Source organism: Lentibacillus daqui (assembly GCF_027186265.1).
GTDB classification, from domain to species: Bacteria; Bacillota; Bacilli; order Bacillales; family Amphibacillaceae; genus Lentibacillus_C; species Lentibacillus_C daqui.
In genome coordinates this window covers 792,218-816,789 of the sequence record NZ_CP114176.1, presented here as the reverse complement: position 1 = coordinate 816,789, position 24,572 = coordinate 792,218, and the positions used below count along the sequence as shown (strand labels likewise).

General features: G+C 40.5%; 25 protein-coding genes and 1 pseudogene. 8 read left to right on the top strand and 18 right to left on the bottom strand.

Going from position 1 to position 24,572, the window contains the following annotated elements:
- Nucleotides 1-503: 503 nt before the first annotated feature.
- The 3 genes from O2S85_RS04360 to manA all read right to left on the bottom strand — a co-directional run bounded on the left by O2S85_RS04360 (nt 504) and on the right by manA (nt 2,361).
- Nucleotides 504-950 (bottom strand): VanZ family protein, encoded by a 447-nt coding sequence (locus O2S85_RS04360; protein ID WP_269411492.1) that lies wholly within the window; start codon nt 948-950, stop codon nt 504-506.
- A gap of 208 nt (nt 951-1,158) precedes the next feature.
- Entirely contained in the window at nt 1,159-1,347 is a 189-nt protein-coding gene (locus O2S85_RS04355; RefSeq protein ID WP_269411491.1) for a hypothetical protein, read from the bottom strand.
- Between the two features lie 57 nt (nt 1,348-1,404).
- Nucleotides 1,405-2,361 carry a mannose-6-phosphate isomerase, class I gene (gene manA / locus O2S85_RS04350; RefSeq protein WP_269411490.1) on the bottom strand — a complete coding sequence of 319 codons (957 nt, stop codon included), beginning with the start codon at nt 2,359-2,361 and terminating at the stop codon, nt 1,405-1,407.
- Between the two features lie 416 nt (nt 2,362-2,777).
- Between manA and O2S85_RS04345 the strand changes: the two genes are divergently transcribed.
- Entirely contained in the window at nt 2,778-3,053 is a 276-nt protein-coding gene (locus O2S85_RS04345; RefSeq protein WP_269411489.1) for an atypical membrane-integrating protein (Mistic protein), read from the top strand.
- 104 nt (nt 3,054-3,157) lie between these two features.
- Here O2S85_RS04345 and O2S85_RS04340 read toward each other — a convergent pair whose 3' ends face one another.
- Complete coding sequence (locus tag O2S85_RS04340; protein WP_269411488.1) at nt 3,158-3,586, bottom strand: hypothetical protein; 429 nt, start codon at nt 3,584-3,586, stop codon at nt 3,158-3,160.
- 46 nt (nt 3,587-3,632) lie between these two features.
- Between O2S85_RS04340 and O2S85_RS04335 the strand changes: the two genes are divergently transcribed.
- Together O2S85_RS04335 and O2S85_RS04330 are read left to right on the top strand one after the other, a co-directional pair.
- Nucleotides 3,633-3,848: a helix-turn-helix domain-containing protein gene (locus O2S85_RS04335; RefSeq protein ID WP_269411487.1), complete on the top strand. Its 216-nt coding sequence runs from the start codon at nt 3,633-3,635 to the stop codon at nt 3,846-3,848.
- Nucleotides 3,849-3,878: 30 nt separating this feature from the next.
- Nucleotides 3,879-4,067, top strand: a complete 189-nt coding sequence (locus O2S85_RS04330) for a hypothetical protein (protein ID WP_269411486.1) — start codon at nt 3,879-3,881, stop codon at nt 4,065-4,067.
- Between the two features lie 413 nt (nt 4,068-4,480).
- On the opposite strand, the gene O2S85_RS04325 is transcribed toward O2S85_RS04330, so the two are convergent.
- The 5 genes and pseudogenes from O2S85_RS04325 to O2S85_RS04305 all read right to left on the bottom strand — a co-directional run bounded on the left by O2S85_RS04325 (nt 4,481) and on the right by O2S85_RS04305 (nt 8,516).
- Complete coding sequence (locus tag O2S85_RS04325; RefSeq protein WP_269411485.1) at nt 4,481-4,996, bottom strand: superoxide dismutase family protein; 516 nt, start codon at nt 4,994-4,996, stop codon at nt 4,481-4,483.
- Between the two features lie 399 nt (nt 4,997-5,395).
- A pseudogene (locus O2S85_RS04320) lies at nt 5,396-6,034 on the bottom strand (carbon-nitrogen hydrolase family protein); the annotation flags it as partial.
- 193 nt (nt 6,035-6,227) lie between these two features.
- Nucleotides 6,228-7,478 (bottom strand): RNA-guided endonuclease InsQ/TnpB family protein, encoded by a 1,251-nt coding sequence (locus tag O2S85_RS04315; RefSeq protein ID WP_269411484.1) that lies wholly within the window; start codon nt 7,476-7,478, stop codon nt 6,228-6,230.
- The gene (locus tag O2S85_RS04310) at nt 7,465-8,091 is read right to left on the bottom strand and encodes an IS607 family transposase (protein WP_269411483.1); all 627 of its coding nucleotides are present in this window, start codon (nt 8,089-8,091) and stop codon (nt 7,465-7,467) included. The genes O2S85_RS04315 and O2S85_RS04310 overlap by 14 nt, the downstream gene beginning before the upstream one ends.
- A 62-nt stretch (nt 8,092-8,153) precedes the next feature.
- On the bottom strand, nt 8,154-8,516 hold the full coding sequence (locus tag O2S85_RS04305) for a nitrilase-related carbon-nitrogen hydrolase (protein ID WP_269411482.1): 363 nt from the start codon (nt 8,514-8,516) through the stop codon (nt 8,154-8,156).
- Between the two features lie 192 nt (nt 8,517-8,708).
- Between O2S85_RS04305 and O2S85_RS04300 the strand changes: the two genes are divergently transcribed.
- The 5 genes from O2S85_RS04300 to O2S85_RS04280 all read left to right on the top strand — a co-directional run bounded on the left by O2S85_RS04300 (nt 8,709) and on the right by O2S85_RS04280 (nt 15,013).
- Nucleotides 8,709-9,101: a heterocycloanthracin/sonorensin family bacteriocin gene (locus O2S85_RS04300; RefSeq protein ID WP_269411481.1), complete on the top strand. Its 393-nt coding sequence runs from the start codon at nt 8,709-8,711 to the stop codon at nt 9,099-9,101.
- 198 nt (nt 9,102-9,299) lie between these two features.
- Nucleotides 9,300-11,255 carry a putative thiazole-containing bacteriocin maturation protein gene (locus tag O2S85_RS04295; RefSeq protein ID WP_269411480.1) on the top strand — a complete coding sequence of 652 codons (1,956 nt, stop codon included), beginning with the start codon at nt 9,300-9,302 and terminating at the stop codon, nt 11,253-11,255.
- Nucleotides 11,255-13,195, top strand: coding sequence for a TOMM precursor leader peptide-binding protein (locus O2S85_RS04290; protein WP_269411479.1), 1,941 nt, complete (start codon nt 11,255-11,257; stop codon nt 13,193-13,195). Before O2S85_RS04295 ends, O2S85_RS04290 begins: the two co-directional genes overlap by 1 nt.
- A gap of 22 nt (nt 13,196-13,217) precedes the next feature.
- Nucleotides 13,218-14,801: a SagB family peptide dehydrogenase gene (locus O2S85_RS04285; protein WP_269411478.1), complete on the top strand. Its 1,584-nt coding sequence runs from the start codon at nt 13,218-13,220 to the stop codon at nt 14,799-14,801.
- An 86-nt stretch (nt 14,802-14,887) separates the two neighbouring features.
- Entirely contained in the window at nt 14,888-15,013 is a 126-nt protein-coding gene (locus O2S85_RS04280; RefSeq protein WP_269411477.1) for a hypothetical protein, read from the top strand.
- On the opposite strand, the gene O2S85_RS04275 is transcribed toward O2S85_RS04280, so the two are convergent.
- The 9 genes from O2S85_RS04275 to gatC all read right to left on the bottom strand — a co-directional run bounded on the left by O2S85_RS04275 (nt 15,010) and on the right by gatC (nt 24,442).
- Nucleotides 15,010-15,918: a DMT family transporter gene (locus tag O2S85_RS04275; RefSeq protein ID WP_269411476.1), complete on the bottom strand. Its 909-nt coding sequence runs from the start codon at nt 15,916-15,918 to the stop codon at nt 15,010-15,012. The genes O2S85_RS04280 and O2S85_RS04275 overlap by 4 nt on opposite strands.
- 683 nt (nt 15,919-16,601) lie before the next feature.
- The gene (locus O2S85_RS04270) at nt 16,602-17,180 is read right to left on the bottom strand and encodes a Uma2 family endonuclease (protein ID WP_269411475.1); all 579 of its coding nucleotides are present in this window, start codon (nt 17,178-17,180) and stop codon (nt 16,602-16,604) included.
- A 173-nt stretch (nt 17,181-17,353) separates the two neighbouring features.
- Nucleotides 17,354-17,788 (bottom strand): VOC family protein, encoded by a 435-nt coding sequence (locus O2S85_RS04265; protein ID WP_269411474.1) that lies wholly within the window; start codon nt 17,786-17,788, stop codon nt 17,354-17,356.
- Between the two features lie 100 nt (nt 17,789-17,888).
- Entirely contained in the window at nt 17,889-18,086 is a 198-nt protein-coding gene (locus O2S85_RS04260) for a hypothetical protein (RefSeq protein ID WP_269411473.1), read from the bottom strand.
- A gap of 381 nt (nt 18,087-18,467) precedes the next feature.
- Nucleotides 18,468-19,844, bottom strand: coding sequence for a 23S rRNA (uracil(1939)-C(5))-methyltransferase RlmD (gene rlmD, locus O2S85_RS04255; RefSeq protein ID WP_269411472.1), 1,377 nt, complete (start codon nt 19,842-19,844; stop codon nt 18,468-18,470).
- Nucleotides 19,845-20,010: 166 nt separating this feature from the next.
- Entirely contained in the window at nt 20,011-20,916 is a 906-nt protein-coding gene (locus O2S85_RS04250) for a diacylglycerol kinase (RefSeq protein WP_269411471.1), read from the bottom strand.
- A gap of 320 nt (nt 20,917-21,236) precedes the next feature.
- A complete protein-coding gene (gene gatB / locus O2S85_RS04245; RefSeq protein ID WP_269411470.1) occupies nt 21,237-22,667 on the bottom strand; it encodes an Asp-tRNA(Asn)/Glu-tRNA(Gln) amidotransferase subunit GatB in 1,431 nt (476 codons plus the stop codon).
- Nucleotides 22,664-24,139: an Asp-tRNA(Asn)/Glu-tRNA(Gln) amidotransferase subunit GatA gene (gene gatA, locus O2S85_RS04240; RefSeq protein WP_269411469.1), complete on the bottom strand. Its 1,476-nt coding sequence runs from the start codon at nt 24,137-24,139 to the stop codon at nt 22,664-22,666. The genes gatB and gatA overlap by 4 nt, the downstream gene beginning before the upstream one ends.
- A gap of 12 nt (nt 24,140-24,151) precedes the next feature.
- The gene (gatC, locus tag O2S85_RS04235) at nt 24,152-24,442 is read right to left on the bottom strand and encodes an Asp-tRNA(Asn)/Glu-tRNA(Gln) amidotransferase subunit GatC (protein ID WP_269411468.1); all 291 of its coding nucleotides are present in this window, start codon (nt 24,440-24,442) and stop codon (nt 24,152-24,154) included.
- Nucleotides 24,443-24,572: the final 130 nt, after the last annotated feature.

Sequence of the window (24,572 nt, the reverse complement as noted above, 5' to 3'; positions counted from 1 at the left end):
TTCACCTTTTATTAATACTATTTCAATTAGTTGGTATTTGTCAACTTAAAATTTCCGCTTCCCTAATAGTGCGGACTTGGCGCTCGAACGACTCGAACTATTCAAATTTGTCCTAGGATCTGGTGCTGTTACTTAAAAACATCTTATCCTTCTACCCTCGTTCAAAGACCATCCGTTTTTATTTCTCTCTTTAACTTTCCTATATTTCTGTGAATGCAACGGATAACCCCATATCCACACGACATAGTTCATATTATACTAGAGAATGACCATCATCTAAAGGGTGTATATACGAAGATAATGGTCCCTCAAATTGTAGAACGAAAACCTAAAATTCACGAGAACTACGACCCTATTTAAAAATATAAATCTTCTAGCTAATTTGTATGAAACCCTATGCAGTTATGGATTAGCTCAAGCAAATATAAATCTCAAATCCACTCATCGTTTTGGACGTCAACCATTTTATTCCACCCAAAGTTACATGTCTGAGTAGCATTCACCTAGGATTTATATCTCTGCTTACCTTTCCAAATTAGCAAATCCAAGATAATCCCAACACATGCTCCAACGCTATCAATCAGGACATCTCTAACCTCAGCGGATCGGCCAGGTACAAATAGCTGGTGCAATTCATCTGATGATGCATAGAGTACGCAAATAATCAAAGCAATCCCGATAGTCCATCGCCCCGTGCCACTTCTTCTTAGGGTATGGGTCAACAGTAACCCAAGTATTAAATAGGCTAAGAAATGGGCACACTTTCTAACAATATGATGAAACTCATCCATGTTAACCTCTGTACCTGGAACAACTTTTTCGACAATCGTTACCATAACATCTGATATTCCTATACTAAGTTCATCGGAGGACGAAGCTGGTTCATGGGATAAATAGAAAATAATAGCCATCCAAAAAATAACGGCTGCCCAGGAAAATATTTTGATCATTTGTTTTGTTCCTCTTCTCTCTCCGTTTTAATTCTAATGAGAAAATCTGCCCTGACTATAATGATTCGTCAAACCAGTATCCTAGCTCAATATTTTCTCCATTTTAAAATTGGTCAGTATAGCCCTGTTGTTTGCAAATCTCTTGGTATCCCCGATGTTCTCCAACTTTTTATAACTTTGCTTTTTTCATCGATTGGCGCCCAAGCTGCTAATTGAGCTGTTGAATAATCCCTTGCCCATTTACAGTATGAACCGTTTCATAGAACAAATTGACAAGTTCCTCGGTATCTCTACTGTTAAATTTGATAATATCCACCATCACACCTCCGCAACAAAATTGTGTCGTATGGCAGTAACTAATTGCTCGACGGGAAAGTGGAATTATGTACGTCGGCACTCCAACAATACTATTTCTCTTAGAGAGACTACGGGAAACGCAGCCTGTTCCATATCGTTATAAATACGAGACCACAAACTCCGCATTCCCTTGCAATTCATAAGCCTTTATTCCATGTGGCAAAATAAAATGAGTACCTTTTTCAACATGAAAAGCCTTCCCATTCACACGAATCTCGGCACTTCCATGAATAACACTGACCTGCAAGAAGTCCTTGGTTAATTCCTTGCTAACCTTACCATGCAATGTCCAATGATAAACAGTAAAATATTGTGCTTCGATCAGCTGTTTACTAATTAATCCGTCACGAACTTCCTTTTTTTGGTCAGCCACTACAGGTTGATGTGGGACGGTTGCCACCTCTTTGGCACGCTCCAAATGCAATTCACGTTTGCCCCCCTGTGCGTCCACCCGATCATAATCGTACACACGATAGGTAATATCCGAGCTTTGCTGTGTTTCCAGAATGACAATCCCTTTCCCAATCGCGTGAATCGTGCCACTTGGAACATAAAAAAAGTCGCCTGCTTTCACTTTTACGCGCTGCAGTAACTGATCCCACTCACCTTGATCCAACATATACTCCAGTTCTTCCCGCGTGCGGGCATGGTGTCCCAATATCAATTCAGCACCAGGTTCGGCACTTAATACATACCAGCATTCCGTTTTCCCGTATGGTACACCTTCCACATGACGAGCAAAATCGTCGTTTGGATGGACTTGGACAGACAGGTCATCATTTGCATCCAACATTTTTACCAATAGTGGATATTCCTCATTATTGTTCACTTGCTTATTAAATAATTCACCATGTTCGCTCCATGCATCCGCTAACGTCTTTCCGGCTAATGGTCCATTTTCAATCATGCTTGATCCGTTTGGATGGGCGGAAATCACCCACGCCTCTCCTGTTTTTTCGTATGGAATATTATAATGGTACTCCGTTTTTAATTTTTGCCCACCCCATATCCGTTCCTGAAATACAGGTTGTAAAAAAATCGGTTCGTTATACATCTATTTTCCCTCCATCAATTTATCACTCATGTTAATTTATTGCATTAAAGGTGGATTTTGATCACACCGGAATTTATAAAGTTATTGATTATCGCGGTCAACTATCTGGTTTGGGAAATGAAATCATTGGATAGATTTTTCCTAGTTTACTAAGATTAAGAAATTGGGAAACCGTTGACAACCATCGCTATGAACATTCTAGCATATTACCAAGGTACAACCTATTTAATAACGCTTCCTGTTATGGGAAAAACTAATCCAAAAACATGCACTAAATTTTGAGAATCGCTGATATAATTAATGAACCTGTCGATAAGTAGTTAAGCTGATTCAACACAGCCGGTTTAACACCAAGAAATAAAAATATATCCGCGTTGTTTTTATGCTTTTGGGCACCCTATTACCGGGTGATAAACATGAAAGCAAACGAACTGGAAACGAAACGATTTGACAAAGCACTGGATGAATTCATCGACCTATTCAATAACCTGGAACAGGATGAACCGCTTATCCATTTTAGTGACGATGTTGTTAAAAACATTGAACTTGCCAAGAAGAAATATGGAGATCATATGGTGGATGAGAAGATAAATACGGTTGTGCGGGAAATGCTCTCTTGGCTGGATCTGGAGGACGTTGAGGATGAAGCAGAAGACCAGGAAGAAGAGGATGAACAAGATGATGAGGAGTAACTGCAGGTTCGGGGATAGTAAAAAACAACTACCGCCGGGCTATTCTCCTTGCCAATGTCCCTGCTAAACTTGCTGTGAAACATTTTACGGCGGTTTTGGCACTTTTATCGGCGATTTTCAATTTTCTCCTTAAAACGAGCCAAATTTATATCAAAGTTATGACAAGCATTTTCCATTTCGTTCAATTGTATACTGCTTTGATCAACTTTTATGCGTTCTCGATCAACTTTGTCGCGTTCTCGATCAACTTTGTGCCCAGTTCGATCAACTTTGTCGCGTTCTCGATCAACTTTGTGCCCAGTTCGATCAACTTTGTCGCGTTCTCGATCAACTTTGTGTCTAATTCCATTAACCTTTGTAAACCTTTCTGCCTTTACGCCAAGCCCCTCCACTGACAGCGAATTTGTTGCGTCGCCATACCTACCCTCCCGCCCCATATATATTAGTTCTAAAATTTTTTTATTCCATGCCACCGTACCCGTTCCAGTTTCGATAGTAGTAATGATAGATGAAGATGATTTCTGGTAATTCATTTCTGTCTACTTCATATCCCTGTTGTCTACGAAAGGAGGGGTAGCTTTGGACCGGCATACTATTACTGTTCAGGAGGTCGCAGCTTATCTGGGTGTGCATACCGATACAATTTATTGCATGGTAAAACTTAACCAGATCCCGCACTTAAGGCTGCGTAACAAAATTTTATTTACGAAAGACTCCATTGATTTATGGATTCAAGATCAGGCAAAGGCAACCCGCATGAGTAAAAATGCAGGTTCATTGGCCCGTTTCTATTAATAGTGGATTAAACCAAGGGAGGAAGATTAGATGGACAACCAGGTGTTTTTGTTGTTGAAGGAACGGTATGAACAAAGTGGAGTGATTTTGTCTGCAAGAGAATTACAGCGGACATTGCCAAAACCATGCACATCGGAATATGTAGTAGAGGGGATTTATAGATTTGATGCGTATTTGGACATGGCTCAGCGCGATGGTAACGCAACATTTAAAAGGTGATTGCTGATCCGAACAAATTGAATAAGTCATTATTACATCATTAAAAAGTATTTTAGAAAAAATAACACCCCGTCTCACCTACATAAATAGCACACGTAGGAACGCAAGCCTTCAGTTCGACAGGGCATATCCTTTATTATTAATTTCAACCATAGATTTTAGTGCTGATCCTAAATAATATCTTAATTTTTTGATTAAACATGTACCTGAACTAGCCACCATAAAAGCCGCTCTCATGTTATACTATGCGCCATCCATCATATCAGCTTTTTCGTTAATATCATCGATAACAGATAACACCCAGGATACCTCTGACCTCATTGATATTATTTCATCCATTACATACACAAATTTTATCCCAGGCACTCGTGCAAATACTAATAACCTGATTTGCGTGTGTGCCTGGCAACCACTTAATACGCTCTAATAACCCCACAACCAACGCGCTTTCCAGAATCCCCAGACGGTTGTGAGCGAAAGTCGTCCGGATTTTCATGAATCATTACCGACTTGCCAATAATATCTTGACTCTTGAACCGGTTGGTAAAAAAGGACATTCTTGAATAACCGTTGTTGGAAAACAAAACGGGAAAATCCCCGGGGTGGTGGCCATGTGGCTGATTATTCGGATTCCAATGCCCACCAGCCTGTTTAAAAGGATCTGCTTCATCTCCTACCGAGCAATCACCTTTTTCATGAATGTGGAAACCATGTGGTCCAATTGGCGCCTTGTCACCATGTGCAGGTTGGTAATGCGGCAATCCATTTACTTCAACCGTTACCTCATTTCCACCAGGGACATCGGTGAACAAAACATATCCACGCAGATTCGGTGCCAATTCGCTTCCTCTAATCTCTGCATATGCCCTACTCACTTGATTTCTTACCGGATAATACGTATAAAACGGATAATAGATATATGGATACAATTTAGTTAACCTCCTTTATCATGCCCATTTTATGCCCAGGAGGATTATTTTGTGATGGGATAGGATGGTTCCAGGCCGCTGCTGTTAATCACTATATTGGTTACAGTCCTATCTATAAAAGTATGATTATCAACCATAATGGGGTAACTATCGACCTTATTTCAGGAATATCGGCCAAGATGGGGGAACCTTCGACCTTAGTTCTGCGTATATCAACCAGGACGAGTGAAATATCAACCTTGGTTCAGGAATATCGGCTGGGATATGGAAATTATCGACCCTGATTTAAGGGTATCAACCAAGTTTGGGCGATGACCAACCGAAATAAGAAAATTAACCGAAAAAATTGTGTGCGCTTTTAGCACGCACACAATTCCTTTTCCCGTATAAACCAATATTTCATTCTTCATTCCCAATTACGTTCTCCTGCTTTTTCTCATTCACTACCAACTGAAAAACATCCGGTCTTGCATAATGGCCAACCACGTCAAAGTCAAACTGTGCCTCAGCAATCCTGTTCAAATCAATATCACCGTAAATAATTTCTTCCTTGCCAAATACAGGTTTGGCAAGGAAGTTTCCCAACGGATCCACAATACAGCTGCCACCCCGGGACATTTCGTTAGGCAGATTTGCAAATTCCTCACGGGAGGCGATATCAGGTGGAAACATATCCTTTGTTGTGTATTGATTACACGATAAAACAAAACACCTTCCCTCCGCAGCAATATGACGCATAGAGGCTAACCAGGTATCACGCGGGTCCGCTGTTGGCGCAATATAGATTTGTACACCTTTTGCATACATCGCCGTCCTTGCCAGTGGCATATAATTTTCCCAACAAATCAACGAACCAATTTTGCCATATGGTGTGTCAAAAACAGGTAACGTACTGCCATCTCCCTCTCCCCAAATCAACCGTTCCGAGCCAGTCGGTTTCAGTTTTCTATGCTTACCGAGTAATTGCCCATCCGGACCAAAAAATAGTGCTGTGCAATAAAGCGTCCCTTGGCTGGAGTCACTGTCTTTTTCAATTACCGCACTCCTTTGTCTATTTAAACCTAACCGAAATTAAGCCTAAAATTAATCAAAGACCTCTTCTCTATTACCAAGAAGAATGTTTGTTTCAACCCCCGGATTTACTTCCCGAGGCCAGCAGATGGGGTCAAACCACAAGCAATCTTTGCCTGTTTAAAATCCCACCACACTGTATACATAGGGGATTCCACACCTATGTAGCCTGCGCGAGGCAATCGCTTTTGGCTTTCTTTCCGATATTAACTGCACTGTTGATATCTCTCGAAAGCGTTGTACCGCAGTTTACACATGTAAAGCTGCGAATAGATGGATCTTTTTTCTCTTTGTTACCGCAGACACAACAGGTTTTGGTTGTGTCACGTTCATCGATCTTTTGATAATATTTACTACTTTTTTCCTGCACCCAGTTCAAAATACTCCTGAATTTACCGACTGGTGTTTGATTTAACATGGCTCTTCTCATTGACCCGTATTTCGCTACATCGGGAGTTGGTGTATAGTCACCAATGTAGATCGCATCGTAACGCTTGGAAAAATAATGCGCATAGCTAAATAACAGCGTCTTCATTTGTTCTCGACGTTTTAATTGCGCCTTTTCCAAAGCATGATTGAGTCTCTTCCAACGTTTGCTTGGCTCAAAATAGGTGACGTTTGGGGTGCATACCAGCTTATTAAATTTTTCACATTTGTCCCGTTTTGATTTGATTTCATCGATTCGTTTATCCCAATACTTCAACAGTGCATTCATCGATTTCAATTCATATGATTTTCCATCACTGCCTAATCCTACTGCCAAATTCTTATGGTTGGGATCAAATACAATAAACGATTGTTCCTTCATCTTGGTGATTTCTTTGACATCTTCTATTGTAAAAATGACATAATACGAATCCAGATCCTTTGTAATGCGAAGGGTTTTGATTCTCTCCGTTTCGCTTAGTTCTACCGCTTCCACAAGTCCAACTTTGATTTTGATGGTCTTCCTGGCCTGTTCATCCGTTTTCCTTAATTCCTTGTATTCTTCATCTGTTAACTTGCCAAAACTTAAGGAAAGTTGATTGGCGTCCAATAATTTAAAACCTTTTTTTGGTTCATCGTAATAAAGCGAAAACCACTTCTTTTTCCATGAACGATATTTTGGTTTCTCATTCATTAATTTTGGAGCAAAAAATCGTTCATAGGCATCTTTTAACCGTAATGCCGTATTTTTCAATGGGGAGGAATGGACTTTAAACAAAAATGGGTTTTCCACTTTTATTTTCGGTACTTCATTCCTCAGGTTTCTGCCGGAAAGCAGTTTTTTCTTTTTTCCATTGCGATAATCTTCCTCCACCGCATCCAGCAATTGATTGTACAGCCAGTTGCACATTCTGGATTGAGAATCGAGTAACTGCTTGTTTTCTTTTGTAACCACCAATCGTACCTTTTTATTATACGTAAGCATGGCCGTTGTCCTCAATGACCTGTTTCACCGCTTGTTGCAGTTTCTTTCGCTTGTGACTTCTGCTTCCATACAAGCGATTGCTGAAGACAGTAATAATGGAAAGCATATCCTCGACTAACTCCTGCTCATATGTTTTATCCTCTGTATGGTTGACGATTTCCATTTTCACATGATGGAAGGCACATATTTGTTCCAACAATTCATACCCAAAACGTAGTAACCTATCCTTGTAGTTGACGACAACTTTCTCCACCTGATTGCTTTGCGCCAGCCGGATTAATTCCTTTAGCCCCTTCTTATCGTCATTCAAACCACTTCCCAGATCTTTTATAATACGAAACTGATATCCATTTGCCGAACAATACTGCGAAACGGTATGGACCTGCCTTTTTAACTCTTCCTTTTGGTCCGATGATGAGACACGGCAATACCCGATAACAATTTTGTCCTGAAGTGGTTTCAAATCATGCTTGATAGCACTAAGGTCTTCTACAGCATATCTTCTATGGCCACCGGTAGTTCGAGAGGATGTTATCTTCCCCTCTTTTTCCCACCTTCTTAATGTAGTGGGATGAACACCAAGTATGCTGGATGCTTCATCGATGGTATACATGTTAGCGATCCTCCTCATTTTATTTCTACTTACAAGGTTCGACATAAAATGCAAGAATCCTGCTAAAAAGTAATTAATTTTAAATAATTTAGATTAAACTGTTTTGGAACCCCAATTACGACGTATACCCCAGCTTTATTAACAACTTTTCCGATATGTTCCGTCTCAGGTCCCGGAACCGTTATGGAGTTCGTCCAATACCTGGCAAAATCCTTTCTTCCTTCATCTGACCTGCTTCCTACTACCGCACCAAATGACATCCCACGTGGATAAGCTGGTATAAAGGCTTCAGGGAAAACAATAATTTTTGCATGGTTCATAGCAGCCTCTTCTATTAATCTGATTGTTTTTTTGATACCTTTTTCCTTGTCCATTACTTCTGATCCAGCTTGTACGACTGCAACTTTGTAATTGTTTATTTTCATCAAAGGTTCATCCCTTTCTACAATTGTAACTTGGATTAGTCACTTAATGATTTCTATAGAACAGTTGAAATTCCCTTCCTTCATATATAGTAATTTTGCGAAATATCAATTTATTGTTTTTGGATTATGACTGACTACATACCGTTTAGCCCTGGCTTTGTGTTGTCCATCCAGGGTACTGCCAGCAAAAGGTTGAAAACATACGTTAAGGATCTATTCAAACACCATGAAATAGGCTCTTACATCAGTAACAACCACCTAAAAGGATCATATTGTGTTAAAGAGAGAAAAAGTTTTCATATGCAGAAGACAGCAATTGACTCTCTTGTTGCCAATTTACCAATAATTAATAAATATAAAGGGGAGGTACACATGCAGTACTATCAAAACGATTTGCAACAATTAGGAATGGATAATTATCATGTTAGTGAATTAGTTCCTATGGATCATATGAATCAAAATCAGGTTCAGGTTGACAGCAGGCTTTGTGGCGGTTGTGGTCGTTGTGGCGGTTGTTTTCGCTGTGGTGGTTTCCGCTGTGGCGGCTGCTTTGGCTGTTTTGGTTGCTTTGGATTTTTTATTTAGGTCAAAGAAAAAATGTTAGTTTTATAAAATGTCCCCCTGATAGCCAATGCAGGGGGATTTCTCTTCCTTTTAACCCTGTCTAGCTCCAGTGCTAAGTGAGTGCTTTCGCTTTTATTTTTTATCATAGTGGACAGTCACAAGTACATAAAATGATAATGAATGAAGGATTCGTAACAATTAGAAACGAGGAGGAAATAAATGTCAAAGTTGAATTCATCCACTCGTCTAAAGGTGAAGAGGGATACATTTTTTCTCCCAGACGCAAAGGGCGGTGTATATTTCCGAAATAATTCCAGTTCATTTCGCATGGAAGGAACGACAATTTATCAATGGATTGAAAAATTGATACCGATGTTTAACGGAGAAAAAACATTAGGAGAATTAACTACGGGCTTAACGCCACCGTATCGTAACAGGGTTTATGAAATTGGAGAAACGTTATACAAGAATGGCTTTGTTCGGGACGCCAGTAAAGATACCCCCCATCAATTAAATCGTTCCATACTCGAAAAATATGCTTCACAAATTGAATTTATAGAGAGTTTCGTGGATTCCGGAGCGTATCGTTTCCAAAAATATCGCCAATCTAATGTTCTTGCTGTTGGCTCGGGTCCCTTTCTCATTTCATTGGCCTCCGCGTTAATCGAATCAGGGTTGCCTAAACTAAATGTCATGAATTTGGATCCAGATGATACAAATAGGCAACGTTTGAATGAATTGGTTCAAAGTGTCAAAGAGAGGGAGCCAGATGCTGAGGTAATGGAGGTACCCTTTCAGAAAGTAAAAGGTGAAGAATTTTGGAAACAGGTTGTGCAAGACTATGATTGGATTTTATACGTCTCACAGTCCGGAAATGTAAATGAATTAAGGGAACTTAACTCCGTTTGCAAAGAAGAAAAGAAGTCATTTATCCCTGCCATATGTTTACAACAAGTGGGGCTTTCCGGTCCGTTATTTGATCCGGAAACTGATGGGTGCTGGGAGTCTGCATGGCTTAGAATTCATCGATCCGTATTGCATACAGAAGAACCGTGCTCTCAGCCGTTTTCGTCAACAACGGCATCCATTTTAGCGAATGTCGCCGTGTTTGAAATGTTTAAGAATGTTACCGGAATTGCTGATGCAAATCAAAGCAACCAAATTTACCTGCTTGATCTTGAAACGCTGGAAGGTGAATGGTTATCATTTATCACACATCCGTTAGTGACATCCAAAAGTTTTACGCCCAAACTTGTTGAAAATCTTGACGCAAGGCTCAACAAGGAAACGGTCAGAGATCATCAACCGAATGACCTTTTAGGATATTTCAGTCAATTAACTTCCGAGAAGACGGGAATTTTCCATACGTGGACGGAAAAAAGTTTGTCACAGCTTCCACTTGCACAGTGTTATGTTCAGGCGATTAATCCGATGTCAGAGGGCCCGGCAGAACTATTGCCAGAAGTTATCTGTGCGGACTTAACACATGAGGATGCAAGAAGAGAAGCTGGCCTGACTGGAATTGAAATGTACGTTACACAAATGATCGATTCCACGGAGTTCAAAAAAGGGAATCATCAGGTTGGCACAAACATAACTGAGGACGGTATTGGCGTCGGGGCGGGGGAAACCATTGAAGAGGCTATTTGCCGGGGACTGCAAGCTTATTTGAATGAAGCATTGGCAAAAAAAAACAGTGACCAACTGAATACGATTAATATGCCGGTAGAATTAATGAAAGATAGGCGATGCAAATATTATTATAATGCTCTGACTAGCTTAAACGGTTCACCGGCAATCGGTTTGAAAGAGAATCTGTTAGGTTTTCCCGTGATAGGGGTTAAATCAAATGGACGCTGGTATTCCAGTGTGGGTTTAAATACTACATTAGGCATGCGGCATGCATTGAAACAAGCGATTTTGGATACCCGCGGTCCGATGGATTCCATGATGAGAAAAGAAACGGATCCAGTAGTTTTTAGTAATAAAACGGAAACCAGACTTGAAATCCCCTCTTGTGATGAAGTGACACAATTGCAGTTATTACAATCCGCTATTCAGACTTTAAGACAAAACAGCAAACGGTTATTCGTTTATGATCTTACATTCGAACCTTTTATGAAACAGGAAATGGCCGGGGTGTTTGGTGTGCAGATACGGGAGGATGAGTCCTAATGGCTACTCATATTCTAATTAACGGACACGGTTTATTAGCAAACTTTGTATACGATCAATTGTCCCATAGTTATTCCGCCAAGCGTCAAAGCATTTTAGATGACGTTCCCGAAGATACAAAACTAGCTCTTGTGCTGCATGATGCTTGGTATCCATCTGTTCATCAAAAAGCGGATGAAAGTTTCAGAACTGCACGTATCCCATGGTTTCGAGGATTTGCATCGTTTGGGGAAGGAATCATCGGTCCATTCGTACGCCCTGATTCACCGGGATGTTCTCGCTGCGCAGACATGCGGCGTATAATAGCTGGAGCTGATAGCCAGGAAATGTGGGAGTTTCAGATGAGAATGGCAGCAGAAGCAAGTCCGCGGCAAGATGTATGGGCATCACGAATGGGACTATCGCATATGGCAAATTTAATATGCAACGAAGTACAGAGGATTCTTCAAGGAATACCAAGCAATTTGGAAGAAAGGATTTTCATAACGAACCTGAAAACATTAACAAACTCCAGTCACTATTTCTTGCCCGACCCATCATGCCAAATATGCAGTCGTTTGCCTGATGATACAGCTGAACGAGCTCGAATCAAGTTGACATCTCGTCTGAAAACAAGCGGGAATGGTTATCGCTGCCGTTCGATAGATGAATTAAAAGCAGCTTTAGCCAGAGATTATCTTGATGAACGTACTGGTATTATGAATGGGAAAGTACAAGATTTAACGTTGCCTTTTGCGGATGTGATAGTCAACTTGCCTTTGTTTGGAGCAGATGAAGGAGTAGCAGGAAGGTCTAATTCTTATGAGATGAGTGAGCAAACTGCCATTTTGGAAGGTTTAGAGAGATATTGTGGAATCAGGCCTCGTGGAAAGCGGACAGTAGTACGTAATAGTTATCGTCAACTAGAGAATAACGCGATAAATCCTATACGAGTAGGTTTACATGAAAAGGAGCAATATGAAAAGTCAGAATTTCCCTTTAAACCGTTTCATCCTGATCGGCCAATGAATTGGGTCTGGGGCTATTCGTTTTTATCTGAACGCCCTATTTTGGTTCCAGAATTACTTGCTTATTACAGTTTGGGCTACAGCGAAGGATTGGTTTATGAAACTTCAAATGGATGTGCGCTGGGTGGAAGTTTAGAAGAAGCTATTTTTCATGGCATTATGGAGGTTGTTGAACGGGACGCCTTCTTGTTAACGTGGTATGCTTACCTTCCTCTTCCGCGTCTTAATCTTCGTTCTGCAGATGACAAAGAACTGCAGTTAATGGTCGACAGGTTATATGAAGTGACCGGATATGACCTTTATTTTTATAATTCAACGATGGAACATGGGATTCCGAGCGTTTTTGGTGTGGCAAAAAACAGAGAATCAAAGGGATTAAACCTCATTTGCGCAGCCGCAGCTAACCCTGATCCTATTAGTGCTGTAAAAAGCACGATCTATGAACTTGCAGGAACGATGGCCAGACAAGACGAAAAGCTTGAGGAAAACCGACAGAAATATGAAGCCATGCTACGGGATCCGTTTGCCGTGCATACGATGGAAGACCATGGCCTGCTTTACGGTCTGCCAGAAGCAGAGGAACGATTGCATTTCTTATTGGATGACCATCGTCCATTACGTACATTTTCCGAGGAATTTAAGCAGCCACATGCAAATATTGATTTGAAGGATGATCTTCAAGATATTCTTCAGAAATTCCGACAGTTAAACCTTGAGGTCATTGTAGTTGATCAAACAACACCTATCACGAAACGAAATGGGTTATACTGTGTAAAAGTATTGATTCCCGGAATGTTACCGATGACATTTGGGCATCATCTTACCCGGGTGAAAGGGCTGAAGAGAGTACTTACGGTACCGATGGAACTAGGATTTACAAAGGCACCACTAACGTATGATCAGTTAAATCCAAATCCCCATCCGTTCCCATAATGGTAGAATAAGGAGGCTTAGGATGGATCCAGAAACGTTTCTACACGATCTGCATTTTGACACGGAAAAAGTCACTCCGCCGGATTGGCAAGTGGATTGGGAAGATGCACCGCTCCCCTATAAATTGTATCGCCGCTTACCAGTGGTTCCACTTTCCGCAGATGTACCTTTAACACTTGGTAAAAGGGAAGCACATGTAAAGCCGAGCTTGGTGGAGCTTGGTCATTTCTTATGGTATGTTTATGGGCTCACTCAATACGCTCAATCCGCTTTAAACGGTGGAATGAATGAAAAAGATGTGAGCTTTATCCAATCGACTCGCAGGTTTGTTCCTTCAGGAGGGGCACTTTATCCCAATGAAATATATGTATATATAAATATTGAAAAAGCTCCACAAGGCATTTACCATTATGATGTGGCGCATCACCGCCTAGTATTGGTGCGAGAAGGAGATTATGATTTCTACTTAGCCAGAAGTCTTAAAAATGGTAATGATATTTCCAGTTGTTTTTGCACAATCTTTATTTCAACAGTTTTTTGGAAAAACTTTTATAAATATAACAACTTTTCTTATAGGCTCCAAGGGCTTGATGCAGGTGTATTAATTGGGCAAGCGTTAGAAGTGGCCAATCAGATGAGATTCTCTTCACGAGTATGCTACCAATTTCTTGATCGGGCGGTCAATCATTTACTTGGATTGTCCGAACAGGATGAAAGTGTATATGCGGCTATTTCATTATCTACTGATGATTCTATCCATTATGTTGACAAAGAAACAAACAGAAAAGAAACTGCTTCAGCCACTCAATTATGCCGGGAATTGCCACTTTTAAATCATATTTCCTATAACCGTTCAAAAAGAGTCATTCCTTACCCGATGCTGGAAAAAATTAATGAAATATCGATGTTTGAAACAACGAGGTCATTTGTGAAGCTGAAAAATAAGCATAGTGCGGAACATTCGTTAGATGCGGAAATGATCTTGCTTCCGTTTATGGAAGGCTTTTCGTACAATCTCGCATCTATTTGTAGGGAGAGACATTCACCTGATATCGACTTTATGATCGGAAAAGTGAGCCAAACGCAACTATCTACTTTGTTAAGGGAGACATTCTCTTTCTCCTATCAGAATGACCTCGACGAAACATATGGGAATATTGAGAGTCGTATGTCTTTGTATGGTAGCTTATGTAATGTAGAAGGGATCCCAAATGGTACCTGCTTATATGAAAGTAACACCCATGCCCTTCGAATGATAAACAAAGGGGATTACCGAGAGCTATTACAAAATGGATTAACAATGCCCAATGTGAATCTGTATCAGGTTCCACTTTGTCTACATGTCGTTGGGGAAAAAGATTATCTCAAAGAGGAATTGGGATATAGGGGATATCGCATCCAACAGATGGAGGCGGGCATTCTCGTACAACGACTGCTTTTAATTTCGTGTGCTTTAGGAATGGGAGGGCATCCATTACTAGGATTTGATGTGAACAACTGTGATCAGCTTTACAGGATTGATTCTAAAGGAAAAACCTGCTTGATCCAAATTCCGGTTGGACCATACCGTCCTCGTGCTTGGTTAAAAGGGAGTTTGCAAAGCTAGGGGAGACTGGGGTAGAATAGAATTTTGTTTTCTAAACCATGTATACCCCCTTTTGAAAATCCAAACTTCCTGAAAAGATAGAACGTATGAAGCATGAAGCCCCACACAACGGCGGGGCTTCTCATTATTTGGTGATTAGCAAATCATCAAATCAGCATGTAAAACTAAAAACACTGGCCGTTATTCGTGTAGTAGTCGCTATTAGCCATTAGCCCGTCTCTGCTGATTTAGAATGCTGTTTTGGGATAGGTTGTTTTGAGCCTCCCTGTAATCTTAAAAAGTAGAAGATACCCACTATAATTAAAACACCGCCAACCATTTCTACTGGTGTCAGCATCTCATTTAAAAGGATAATTGCTAAAACTGAAGCACCGACCGGTTCTCCCAGCGTGCTCATAGATACTGTTGTCGTATTAACATAGTTTAGTAACAAATTAAAAATAATATGTGCGCCCGTTGGGAAAATAGCGAGCATTAAAAAGACTAGCCAATCATTTGCACTATAGCCAGTAAATTGTATTCCACCAATAAGATTAAATACAGCAACGGTGAAACCAGCCACTAAAAAAACTAAAAAGCTGTATACCCAGTGATTAATTGACTTTACATTTCGTTGGCCGATCATTAAATAAAGCACAACAGATACAACAGCAAGAAAGGATAAAATATTTCCTAATAAAACGCCGCTTCCACTGCCTAAATTTCCTCCGCCAACAATAACAACACCTATAAAAGCAATCCCCATCGCTACCACTGTACGTATATCTAATTTTTCTTTAAAGAAAATCAGACCGCCAACTAAAGCAATTGCAGGCTGCAGCGCTAAAATTAAAGTAGAGCTTGCCACTGTCGTATGATTTAATGACTCAAACCACAATCCAAAATGACCTGCCAGAAAAATTCCGGCAAATACAATGGCTATCCACTCTTTTCTGTTTATTTTTAAAAATGATTTTCGATATTTAAAAACCATAGGAAAAATTAATACACATGCTAAAAACATCCGATACATCACCATAATGGTAGAAGGTGCATCGGACAATTTCACAAGTATTGCTGATAAGGATATGCAGATAATTGTGATAACTAATAGCAGGTTAATGGTTCCTTGTTTCAATTATTATCCCCTCCCCAGAGATTGAATTCTGTTTTGTTAAGAAGAGGTTCAAGCGTTTCTATTCCTAAATACCTCTTACATGAATAATATTTATAAAATCATTACCGGCTAATAATAGCATGCCGAATACATTTTTTACAACTATTCAACTCATGAGGATATGTACATATTTCTCGTTAAGGGAGTACACTAATAAAACCAGGAACGGTTCACAAAATGTTACCCGATATCACTTAACTAGCAGCCTCCAGCTAAAGTAATTGCACCGTTTTTACGGGAAGTGTGCAAGGGAACATGCATGATGGAAAAACGTTGGAGCCAACATTAAAAATATTCAAGGAGGAACATTCGAAAATAGCGGAGCAGCTGAACTGTATCCTAGCTGACGGAGTTTATCAAAACACCGGGTAATCAGGAAATAACAAAGGAAATACTGCAAGCAAAATTAGTGACACCAATTAATCCGCGAAATCATAAAGATCAACCAAGTGATGCGCAGGGAATTGAAAAAATCGATCGGTATGGCACGCCGGTTTGCATTAGTGATCACCAAATGGAATTGAGGGGATCCGGCCGGAAAAAAGAACGATATATTTTCACGTGTCCGGTTTTCCCTTCAAACGCCAAACAGGAAGATCTTACCTGTCCCCTTGCGAATCACATACGTAGAAATTCATGTAACTTTATTCAGACAACACCATTTTCAAATCAATGATACAGCCATCTAAAATGCCTACTTCTACCTCTTCCTGATCTGAATATAAATCCGGTCGGCCGTAGCGCCTGTTTTCTTGAAGCATAAACACACTAACAATTTTTTCCTTCGGTTCAACAATCCAATATTCCTTCACACCTGCTTGTTCATATTTATTAAATTTCATTATTTTATCACGTCTGGCTGTAGACGGAGAAATAATCTCCACAAGCATATCCGGTGTCCCTTTACACCCTGCATCATCCAATTTAGATGTGTCGCAAACAATCGTAATGTCCGGTTCAAAAATATTTTCCGCGTTTTCTACATCCTCGGATTGTTCGCCAATGTCCAATACGACATGGAAAGGTGCAGGATAGACCTCACAGTCTTTTCCAACTAAGAAATTGGCAAGTTGACGATGTAATTCCGACAGCACCTTTTGATGAGTTCTTGATGGTGCTGTAAGTAAATAGGGGGTACCATCAATAATCTCCGTTCTTGTATCCTCTGGCCACGACAAATAATCAGCATACGTATATTTTCGATCCTTTTTGGGTAATGTCACCTTTAATCAACTCCAGTTATCGTTATGGTAACAATGGTTTGATTATATTCTAGCATAATCCAATCAACATAGTACTCATTCCGCGTGTATTAGTGTTATTATTAGGATACAGTTTATTGACTTCGTTTATAATATCGGCTTTAATCGGTGTCTCTAAATGATATTACACACAGTTATTCAAAATCTTTACTTAAAATGTCAACGCGCTCTTCAAAAGATACTTCGCGGTGAATTTCATGTAACATCCATACATACCCGTAACTATCAGAAAACATGGCGTTTGAAATGCCCATTTCCTCCATTCTTGTGACAGGCTGAATTTCTGTTGCATGAGCGGCCATTGCTTTTTCATATGTTTCTTGAATGTTTGGAACCACGACATTGAACCAAAATGATTGCGTCTCCCCTTCTTTCGGAGCAAATAATTGATATTCAGGATTTTCATCAAGCATATGAAAACGCGTACCGTAAATTGTGAATACTGCTTCATTATTCCCTGTTTTAAAATTTGTTTCTTCTACTACTTCTACATCAAAAATAGACTTGTACTGCGCCAAAGCGGTTTTGCTATCTTTTACAACAAAATCAAATTCCACTCCGTTAATCATTTGACACTCTCCTATTCACAGCTTTTTAATTAATTAAACATATGGAACAACCATTGCAGGACACATGTTAACACACTTTAAGTGACCTCTGAAATCCATCCTACATTGAAAAATATCGTTCATTTCTATTTCTTCGTTTCTTGTCATCGAGATTTTTTATTGTCTCATTATATTTATCTTGATATGTTTCTTTATCTAGACTACCCTCTATACGCATATCAATCAACTTATTTTTCTTCTTCTCTAATGCTTCAATTTCTATCTCAATTTTAGAAAGCTTCTCATATGCTGTATTCAAACTGATTATTGCGGATAAATTGAGCCACTTATGCGGAGTTACGGAGTTTTGAGCCAGTCAACGCGGGAAAATGAGCCACCTTCTGCGGACTGGAGAGCCAGCACGATAAATAGAATAACCTCATGGAAACTTTCTTGGAGTTTTTAAAAGAAGTGTTGAAAGGAATTGTTTGTGCGATTAGTGCGTACCTATTCCATAAAACCTTTTTAAACAAAGAGAAAACCACCCACTGCCGTCGCAAGCGTGAAGGTGGTTTTCGCAAAAATTAAATTGTGACAACCACCGCCTGTACGGCTATGGCTGCAAAGAGAAGCGTAAACGCGCTTCTCTTTTACTATCTATATCCATTTTAACGTAAAAACATGCAAAAGTCAATGTGACTTATTCGTCAACCCGTGTTAACAACGCCACACACTCCACATGCTCCGTCATCGGAAACATATCGACCGGCTGCACTTCCTTTGTCTCATATCCACCATTTTCCAATACACGCAAATCTCTTGCCAAAGTACTAGGATTACATGACACATACACAATCCGTTTCGGCTGCATATCGATCATCGCCTTCAATAGTTCCTCATCACAGCCTTTGCGCGGCGGATCGACTACAATCACGTCCGGGTCCAGTCCTTGCATTTTCCACCAAGGCATGACTTTTTCCGCTTCTCCGACAAAAAATTCCGCATTGGTTATACCGTTCAACTTGGCATTTTTCTTGGCATCATCAATCGCCTCAGGTACTACTTCTACCCCATATACTTTCTTCGCCTGTTCGGCTAAAAATAAGGAGATGGTACCAATCCCGCAATAGGCATCAATAACGATATCCTTGGTACCAATTTGCGCGTATGCCAATGCTTTATCATATAATGTCTTGGTTTGTACCGGATTTACCTGATAAAATGATTTTGCGGAGATGGCAAATGTCAGGTCACCAATCCGATCATGAATATATTTCTCGCCCCACAGGAGTTTCGTTTTTTTGCCCATAATGACATTGGTCTGCTTATCATTCACATTTTGCATGATTGATTTCAAGTTCGGGTAGGTCTCGGTTAACTCCCTTACAAGTACGTCTTGCTTCGGCAGTTCTTCTGTCTTTGTTACCAGCACAACCATCATTTCATTCGTTGCTTGTCCTGTTCGTACCATAATATGTCGCAATACACCCGTATGTTTTTCCTCATTATACGCTGAAATACCGAGCCGATCAGCGATACTTCTGACAGACTTGACCACATCATTAATCACCACGTTATGAGTGACACATGTTTCCGTATTTTCAATAATACGATGGCTGCGTTTTTGATAAAATCCAGTAATCAGTTTGCCATCCTTTTCTCCCACTGGAATTTGCACTTTATTCCGGTAGTGCAGCGGATCATCCATGCCAATAATCGGATGGATCGGCACATGCTTCAGATGAGCAATCTTTTTCATCACGTTCTTCACCTGATTTTGCTTCATCTCCAGCTGCAATCGATAGCTCATATGTTGCAGGCCACAGCCATTACAGTGGACGTCACATACAGGTTCAACCCGATCCGGACTTTCTTTGATCAATTCCAGTAATTTGCCGAACCCGAAATTCTTATTTACTTTGATTACTTTTATTGTGGCCTTTTCCCCTGGTAACGCGTTTGGTACAAATAACGGATATCCATCAATTTTGCCCACGCCACTTCCTTCATGGGTCAAATCTTCAAATGTTAAGGTGACTGTCTCATTCTTTTTCACAGGTGCTGTCTGTTTCGCCATCGAATCTTCCTTTACATTCGTAAAAATGTATTCTCATCATACCATATCTTGTTCTCATTTAATTAAATACATTCCTTGATGCAAATACTTTTATTTAAAATATAACATTCAAAGCTCTACAATTCCATCTATCCCATGGCTCAATTAAAAAAATGACTGCGCTTCATCAGTCATTTTTCTCCGCAAATTCATCGGACACAAATAATTCAATATGCTGTTTTAAATTTCTAAACTCACCGGGTAATAACCCGCCAAATTCGCCGTCAATATTCAATTGCATTTTTTCAACGTTCTCTACTTTAATATACTTTGCCTGTGTATAAATCAAGTTCTTGTGATCCAAGTGGGCTCCCCTTAGTGCGAGTGTTGCAATATGGATAAATTCAGCCAGATTTGTCTTTTTCAAAATCAACAAATCAAAATAGCCATCATCCATTTTGGCATCCGGCGCCAACTTTTCAAAACCGCCAACTGAATTGGTATTGGATACCAAAAACAGCATAATTTCGTCTTCTAATACTTCATCATCATATTCAATCCGAACGCTTGTTGGCTTTACTGATGGAAGCATCTCCATCCCTTTCATATAATAAGCCAGCTGTCCGAGCATCGTTTTTAATTTACTTGGCACTTCATAGGTTAATTCCGTCAGCTTGCCACCACCGGCAATATTGACAAAATAACGTTCATTGACCTTACCAATATCAAGTGGCAGTGAACGATCGTTTAATATAATATCAACAGCCTTCATGATATTGCGGGGAATACCTAATGCACGGGCGAAGTCATTTGTCGTCCCTACAGGTATAATTCCAAGTTTGGGACGGTAATCCTGTTCAGCAAGCCCGTTTACAACTTCATTGACGGTTCCATCTCCCCCTGCTGCAACAACGACATCATATCCTCTGTCTACCGCTGTTTTTGCTGCCTCGATTGCGTCGCCTTCACCTGTAGTCGCATGGGCCGATGCTTCATATCCGGCTATTTCGAATCGTTCTAACACCTTTGCCAGTTCTTTTTTAAACGCTTCTCGCCCCGATGTCGGATTATAAATGATCCTGGCTCGTTTCATCGTCTCTTCCTCCTATTGCAATGACGGTTACTAGATCATGTAATGCGATTTTATTTATACATACAACCACTATCATAGACTTTTTTTCTCTATTTGAAAAGTCTAACCGCACTTTTTTGAGCTCAAAAAGGCGATAATCACCAAGAGGAAATTCTTGGTGAAATTGTTAAGAACCAAATAGTGAAGCTTCATTTCGTGGGGTTTCAGCATCTCACACGTGATTAATAAGTCGGGTATAATCCGGTAAATCCTCTTCACCATACAATAATTTTAAGAGGGCCATCCCAGAAATTAAATTCCGAGATGGCCTTCTCTTATGTTTACCGTTTATCCATTTCCTCTTTTAAAATCTTATTGACCATTGGCGGATTTGCCTGTCCTTTTGTTTGTTTCATAACTTGGCCAACCAGGAATCCTAATGCCCGATCTTTACCATTTTTGTAATCAATAATCGATTGTTCATTGGCATCCAGTATCGGCGTAATGATATCACGGAGTTGTCCCTCATCGGAAATCTGTACAAGCCCTTTCTCTTTGACAATCTTCTCGGGATCGCCACCTTTATCCACTAATTCGGCAAATACTTTTTTGGCGATTTTAGAAGAAATGGTGCCATCTTCAATTAACTGAATCATTTTACCGAGTGATTGTGGGGTAAGTGCCAAATCATGCAGCTCCTTCAGATGCTTGTTCATGTATCCGGATACTTCGCCCATTAACCAGTTGGATGCCTGTTTCACGTCAGCGCCACTTGCAACCGTTGCTTCAAAAAAGTCAGCCATTTCTTTAGAGCTGGTCAAATTCGCTGCATCGTATTCCGATAGCTCCAATTCATTGATAAACCGTGCTTTTCGCTTATCCGGAAGTTCCGGGATTTGCTGACGGATCCGCTCTTTCCATGCCTCATCAATGTATAATGGCACGAGATCTGGTTCCGGGAAGTATCGGTAGTCATCCGAGCCTTCCTTGACCCGCATTAAAATGGTTTCTTTCGTTTTTTCATCAAAACGACGGGTTTCCTGTAAAATCTCTCCACCAGAAAGTAACACTTTTTGCTGACGCTTTTCTTCAAATTCCAGCCCTTTTTGAACATAGGCGAAGGAGTTCAAGTTTTTCAACTCGGTTTTCACCCCGAATGCTTCTTGTCCAATTGGCCGGATCGACAAGTTCGCGTCACACCTTAATGAACCTTCTTCCATTTTACAATCGGAAACACCGGTATATTGAATAATGCTTTTCAATTTTTCCAAATATGCATAGGCCTCTTCCGGTGAACGCATATCAGGTTCAGACACGATTTCGATCAACGGTGTGCCTTGGCGGTTAAAGTCCACAAGTGAGTAACCATCGTCACCATGGGTTAGTTTACCAGCATCTTCCTCCAAGTGTAAGCGAGTGATACCGATCCGCTTCTTTTTCCCGCCGACTTCAATTTCCACCCAGCCATGTTCCCCAATCGGTTTATCAAACTGGGAAATCTGATAAGCTTTTGGGTTGTCCGGATAAAAGTAGTTTTTTCGGTCAAATTTCGTATCTGTCGCAATTTCGCAATTCAATGCCATTGCCGCTTTCATCGCAAAATTGACAGCTTCTTCGTTTAATACCGGCAAAACCCCAGGATAGGCCAAATCAATTGGGCTAATATTGGAATTCGGCTTGGCCCCAAAAGCATTCGGGCTGGGACTGAAAATTTTTGAGTCTGTTTTTAATTCTACGTGTACTTCGAGTCCAATGATTGTTTCAAAATTCATTTGCTCACACCCCCTAGCTCCGGACGCTTCGTATGATAATCGGTTGCTTGCTCAAAAGCATGTGCAGTTCGGTATACCGTGTTTTCATCAAAGTATTTGCCAATGATTTGCAAGCCATATGGCAATCCGTTTTCCGACATACCACAAGGTACAGAAATCGCGGGAACACCAGCAAGGTTAACAGGAATGGTTAAAATATCGTTGGTATACATAGTCAAAGGATCATCGATATTTTCGCCAACTTTAAATGCCGGTGTTGGGGTTGTTGGTCCGATAACAACATCATAACTTTCAAATACGTGATCAAAATCTTGTTTAATTAATGTACGTACCTTTTGCGCTTTCTTATAAAATGCATCGTAATAGCCGGACGATAATGCATACGTTCCCAGCATAATCCGGCGTTTCACCTCATCACCAAAGCCTTCACTACGGGATAGTTTAAACATGTCCAGCATATCTTTGGCATTTTCCGAACGAACACCATAACGTACACCATCAAATCGTGCCAGGTTAGCAGACGCCTCGGATGAAGCAAGCAGGTAGTATGTTGCAACCGCGTATTTTGTATGTGGCAAGGAAACTTCTTCCCACTGAGCACCTAATGATTCATAGACAGCAAGCGCATCCATTACCGATTTACGAACTTCTTCAGATACACCTTCACCAAGATATTCTTTTGGAACGGCAATCTTTAGTCCTTTTACATCACCGGTTAACCCTTCTGTAAATGCAGGCACTTCGACATTGGCACTAGTGGCATCCATTTTATCCTGACCGGAGATAACCTCTAATACCCGAGCATTATCGGCCACATTCCGGGTAATTGGGCCAATTTGGTCAAAGGAAGAAGCAAACGCTACTAAGCCAAAGCGTGATACCCGGCCATAGGTTGGTTTTAATCCAACAACCCCGCAAAAGGATGCAGGCTGGCGAATTGATCCACCTGTATCAGACCCTAAAGCATAAAAAACTTCACCAGAAGCAACCGCAGCCGCAGACCCGCCACTGGAACCACCTGGTACATAGTCGGTATTCCATGGGTTGCGTGTCGGGGTAAAACTTGAATTTTCATTCGAGGAACCCATAGCAAACTCGTCCATGTTTAATTTTCCGATCTTCACCGATTTCGCGTCATTCAATTTCTCAATGACCGTTGCATTGTATAGCGGATCGTCAAAGTTTCTCAGGAATTGACTGGCACAGGTCGTCCGCAGTGCCTTGGATACAATATTATCTTTAATCCCGGCAGGCATCCCGAACAATGGATGTTTCGCAAAATCCGGTGTTTCATTGTCTAACGCCTTTGCTTCATTACGGGCATTCTCTTCGTCCAATGTTAAAAATGCCTGTACCTGGTCATCCACTTCCGCGATTCGTTTATAGGACGTATCCACCAACTCTGTTACGGAAACTTCTTTATTATGTAATTTCACTTCCAGTTCTTTGATACTGTTATCAAACAATGACATGTCTTTCCCTCCCTACTCCAGGATCGATGGCACACGGAAATAATCACCTTTTGTATCTGGTGCGTTTTTCAGTGCATCTTCCTGGGTAATCCATTCTTTTGGTTCGTCTTTACGCAGGACATTTTTCAAATCCAGTACGTGTGTCATTGGCTCTACACCTGTCGTATCCAGTTCATTTAATTGCTCTGCATATTCCAGAATCGAGCTCAGTTGTTTCGTAAACATTTTAGCTTCTTCATCGGTTATCGCAAGTCGCGCCAGATTGGCAACATGTTTCACCTGATCCATTGAAATATCCGCCATATTTACACCTCCGATTAAGTCTCACAATACTATTGATAATAGCAGAATTAGACAGCTATTAGCAACTAATCGCGACACTGTTTGTTGTTTTTTCACATTTGAATCACGCGAATAACAACCACATTTTCTA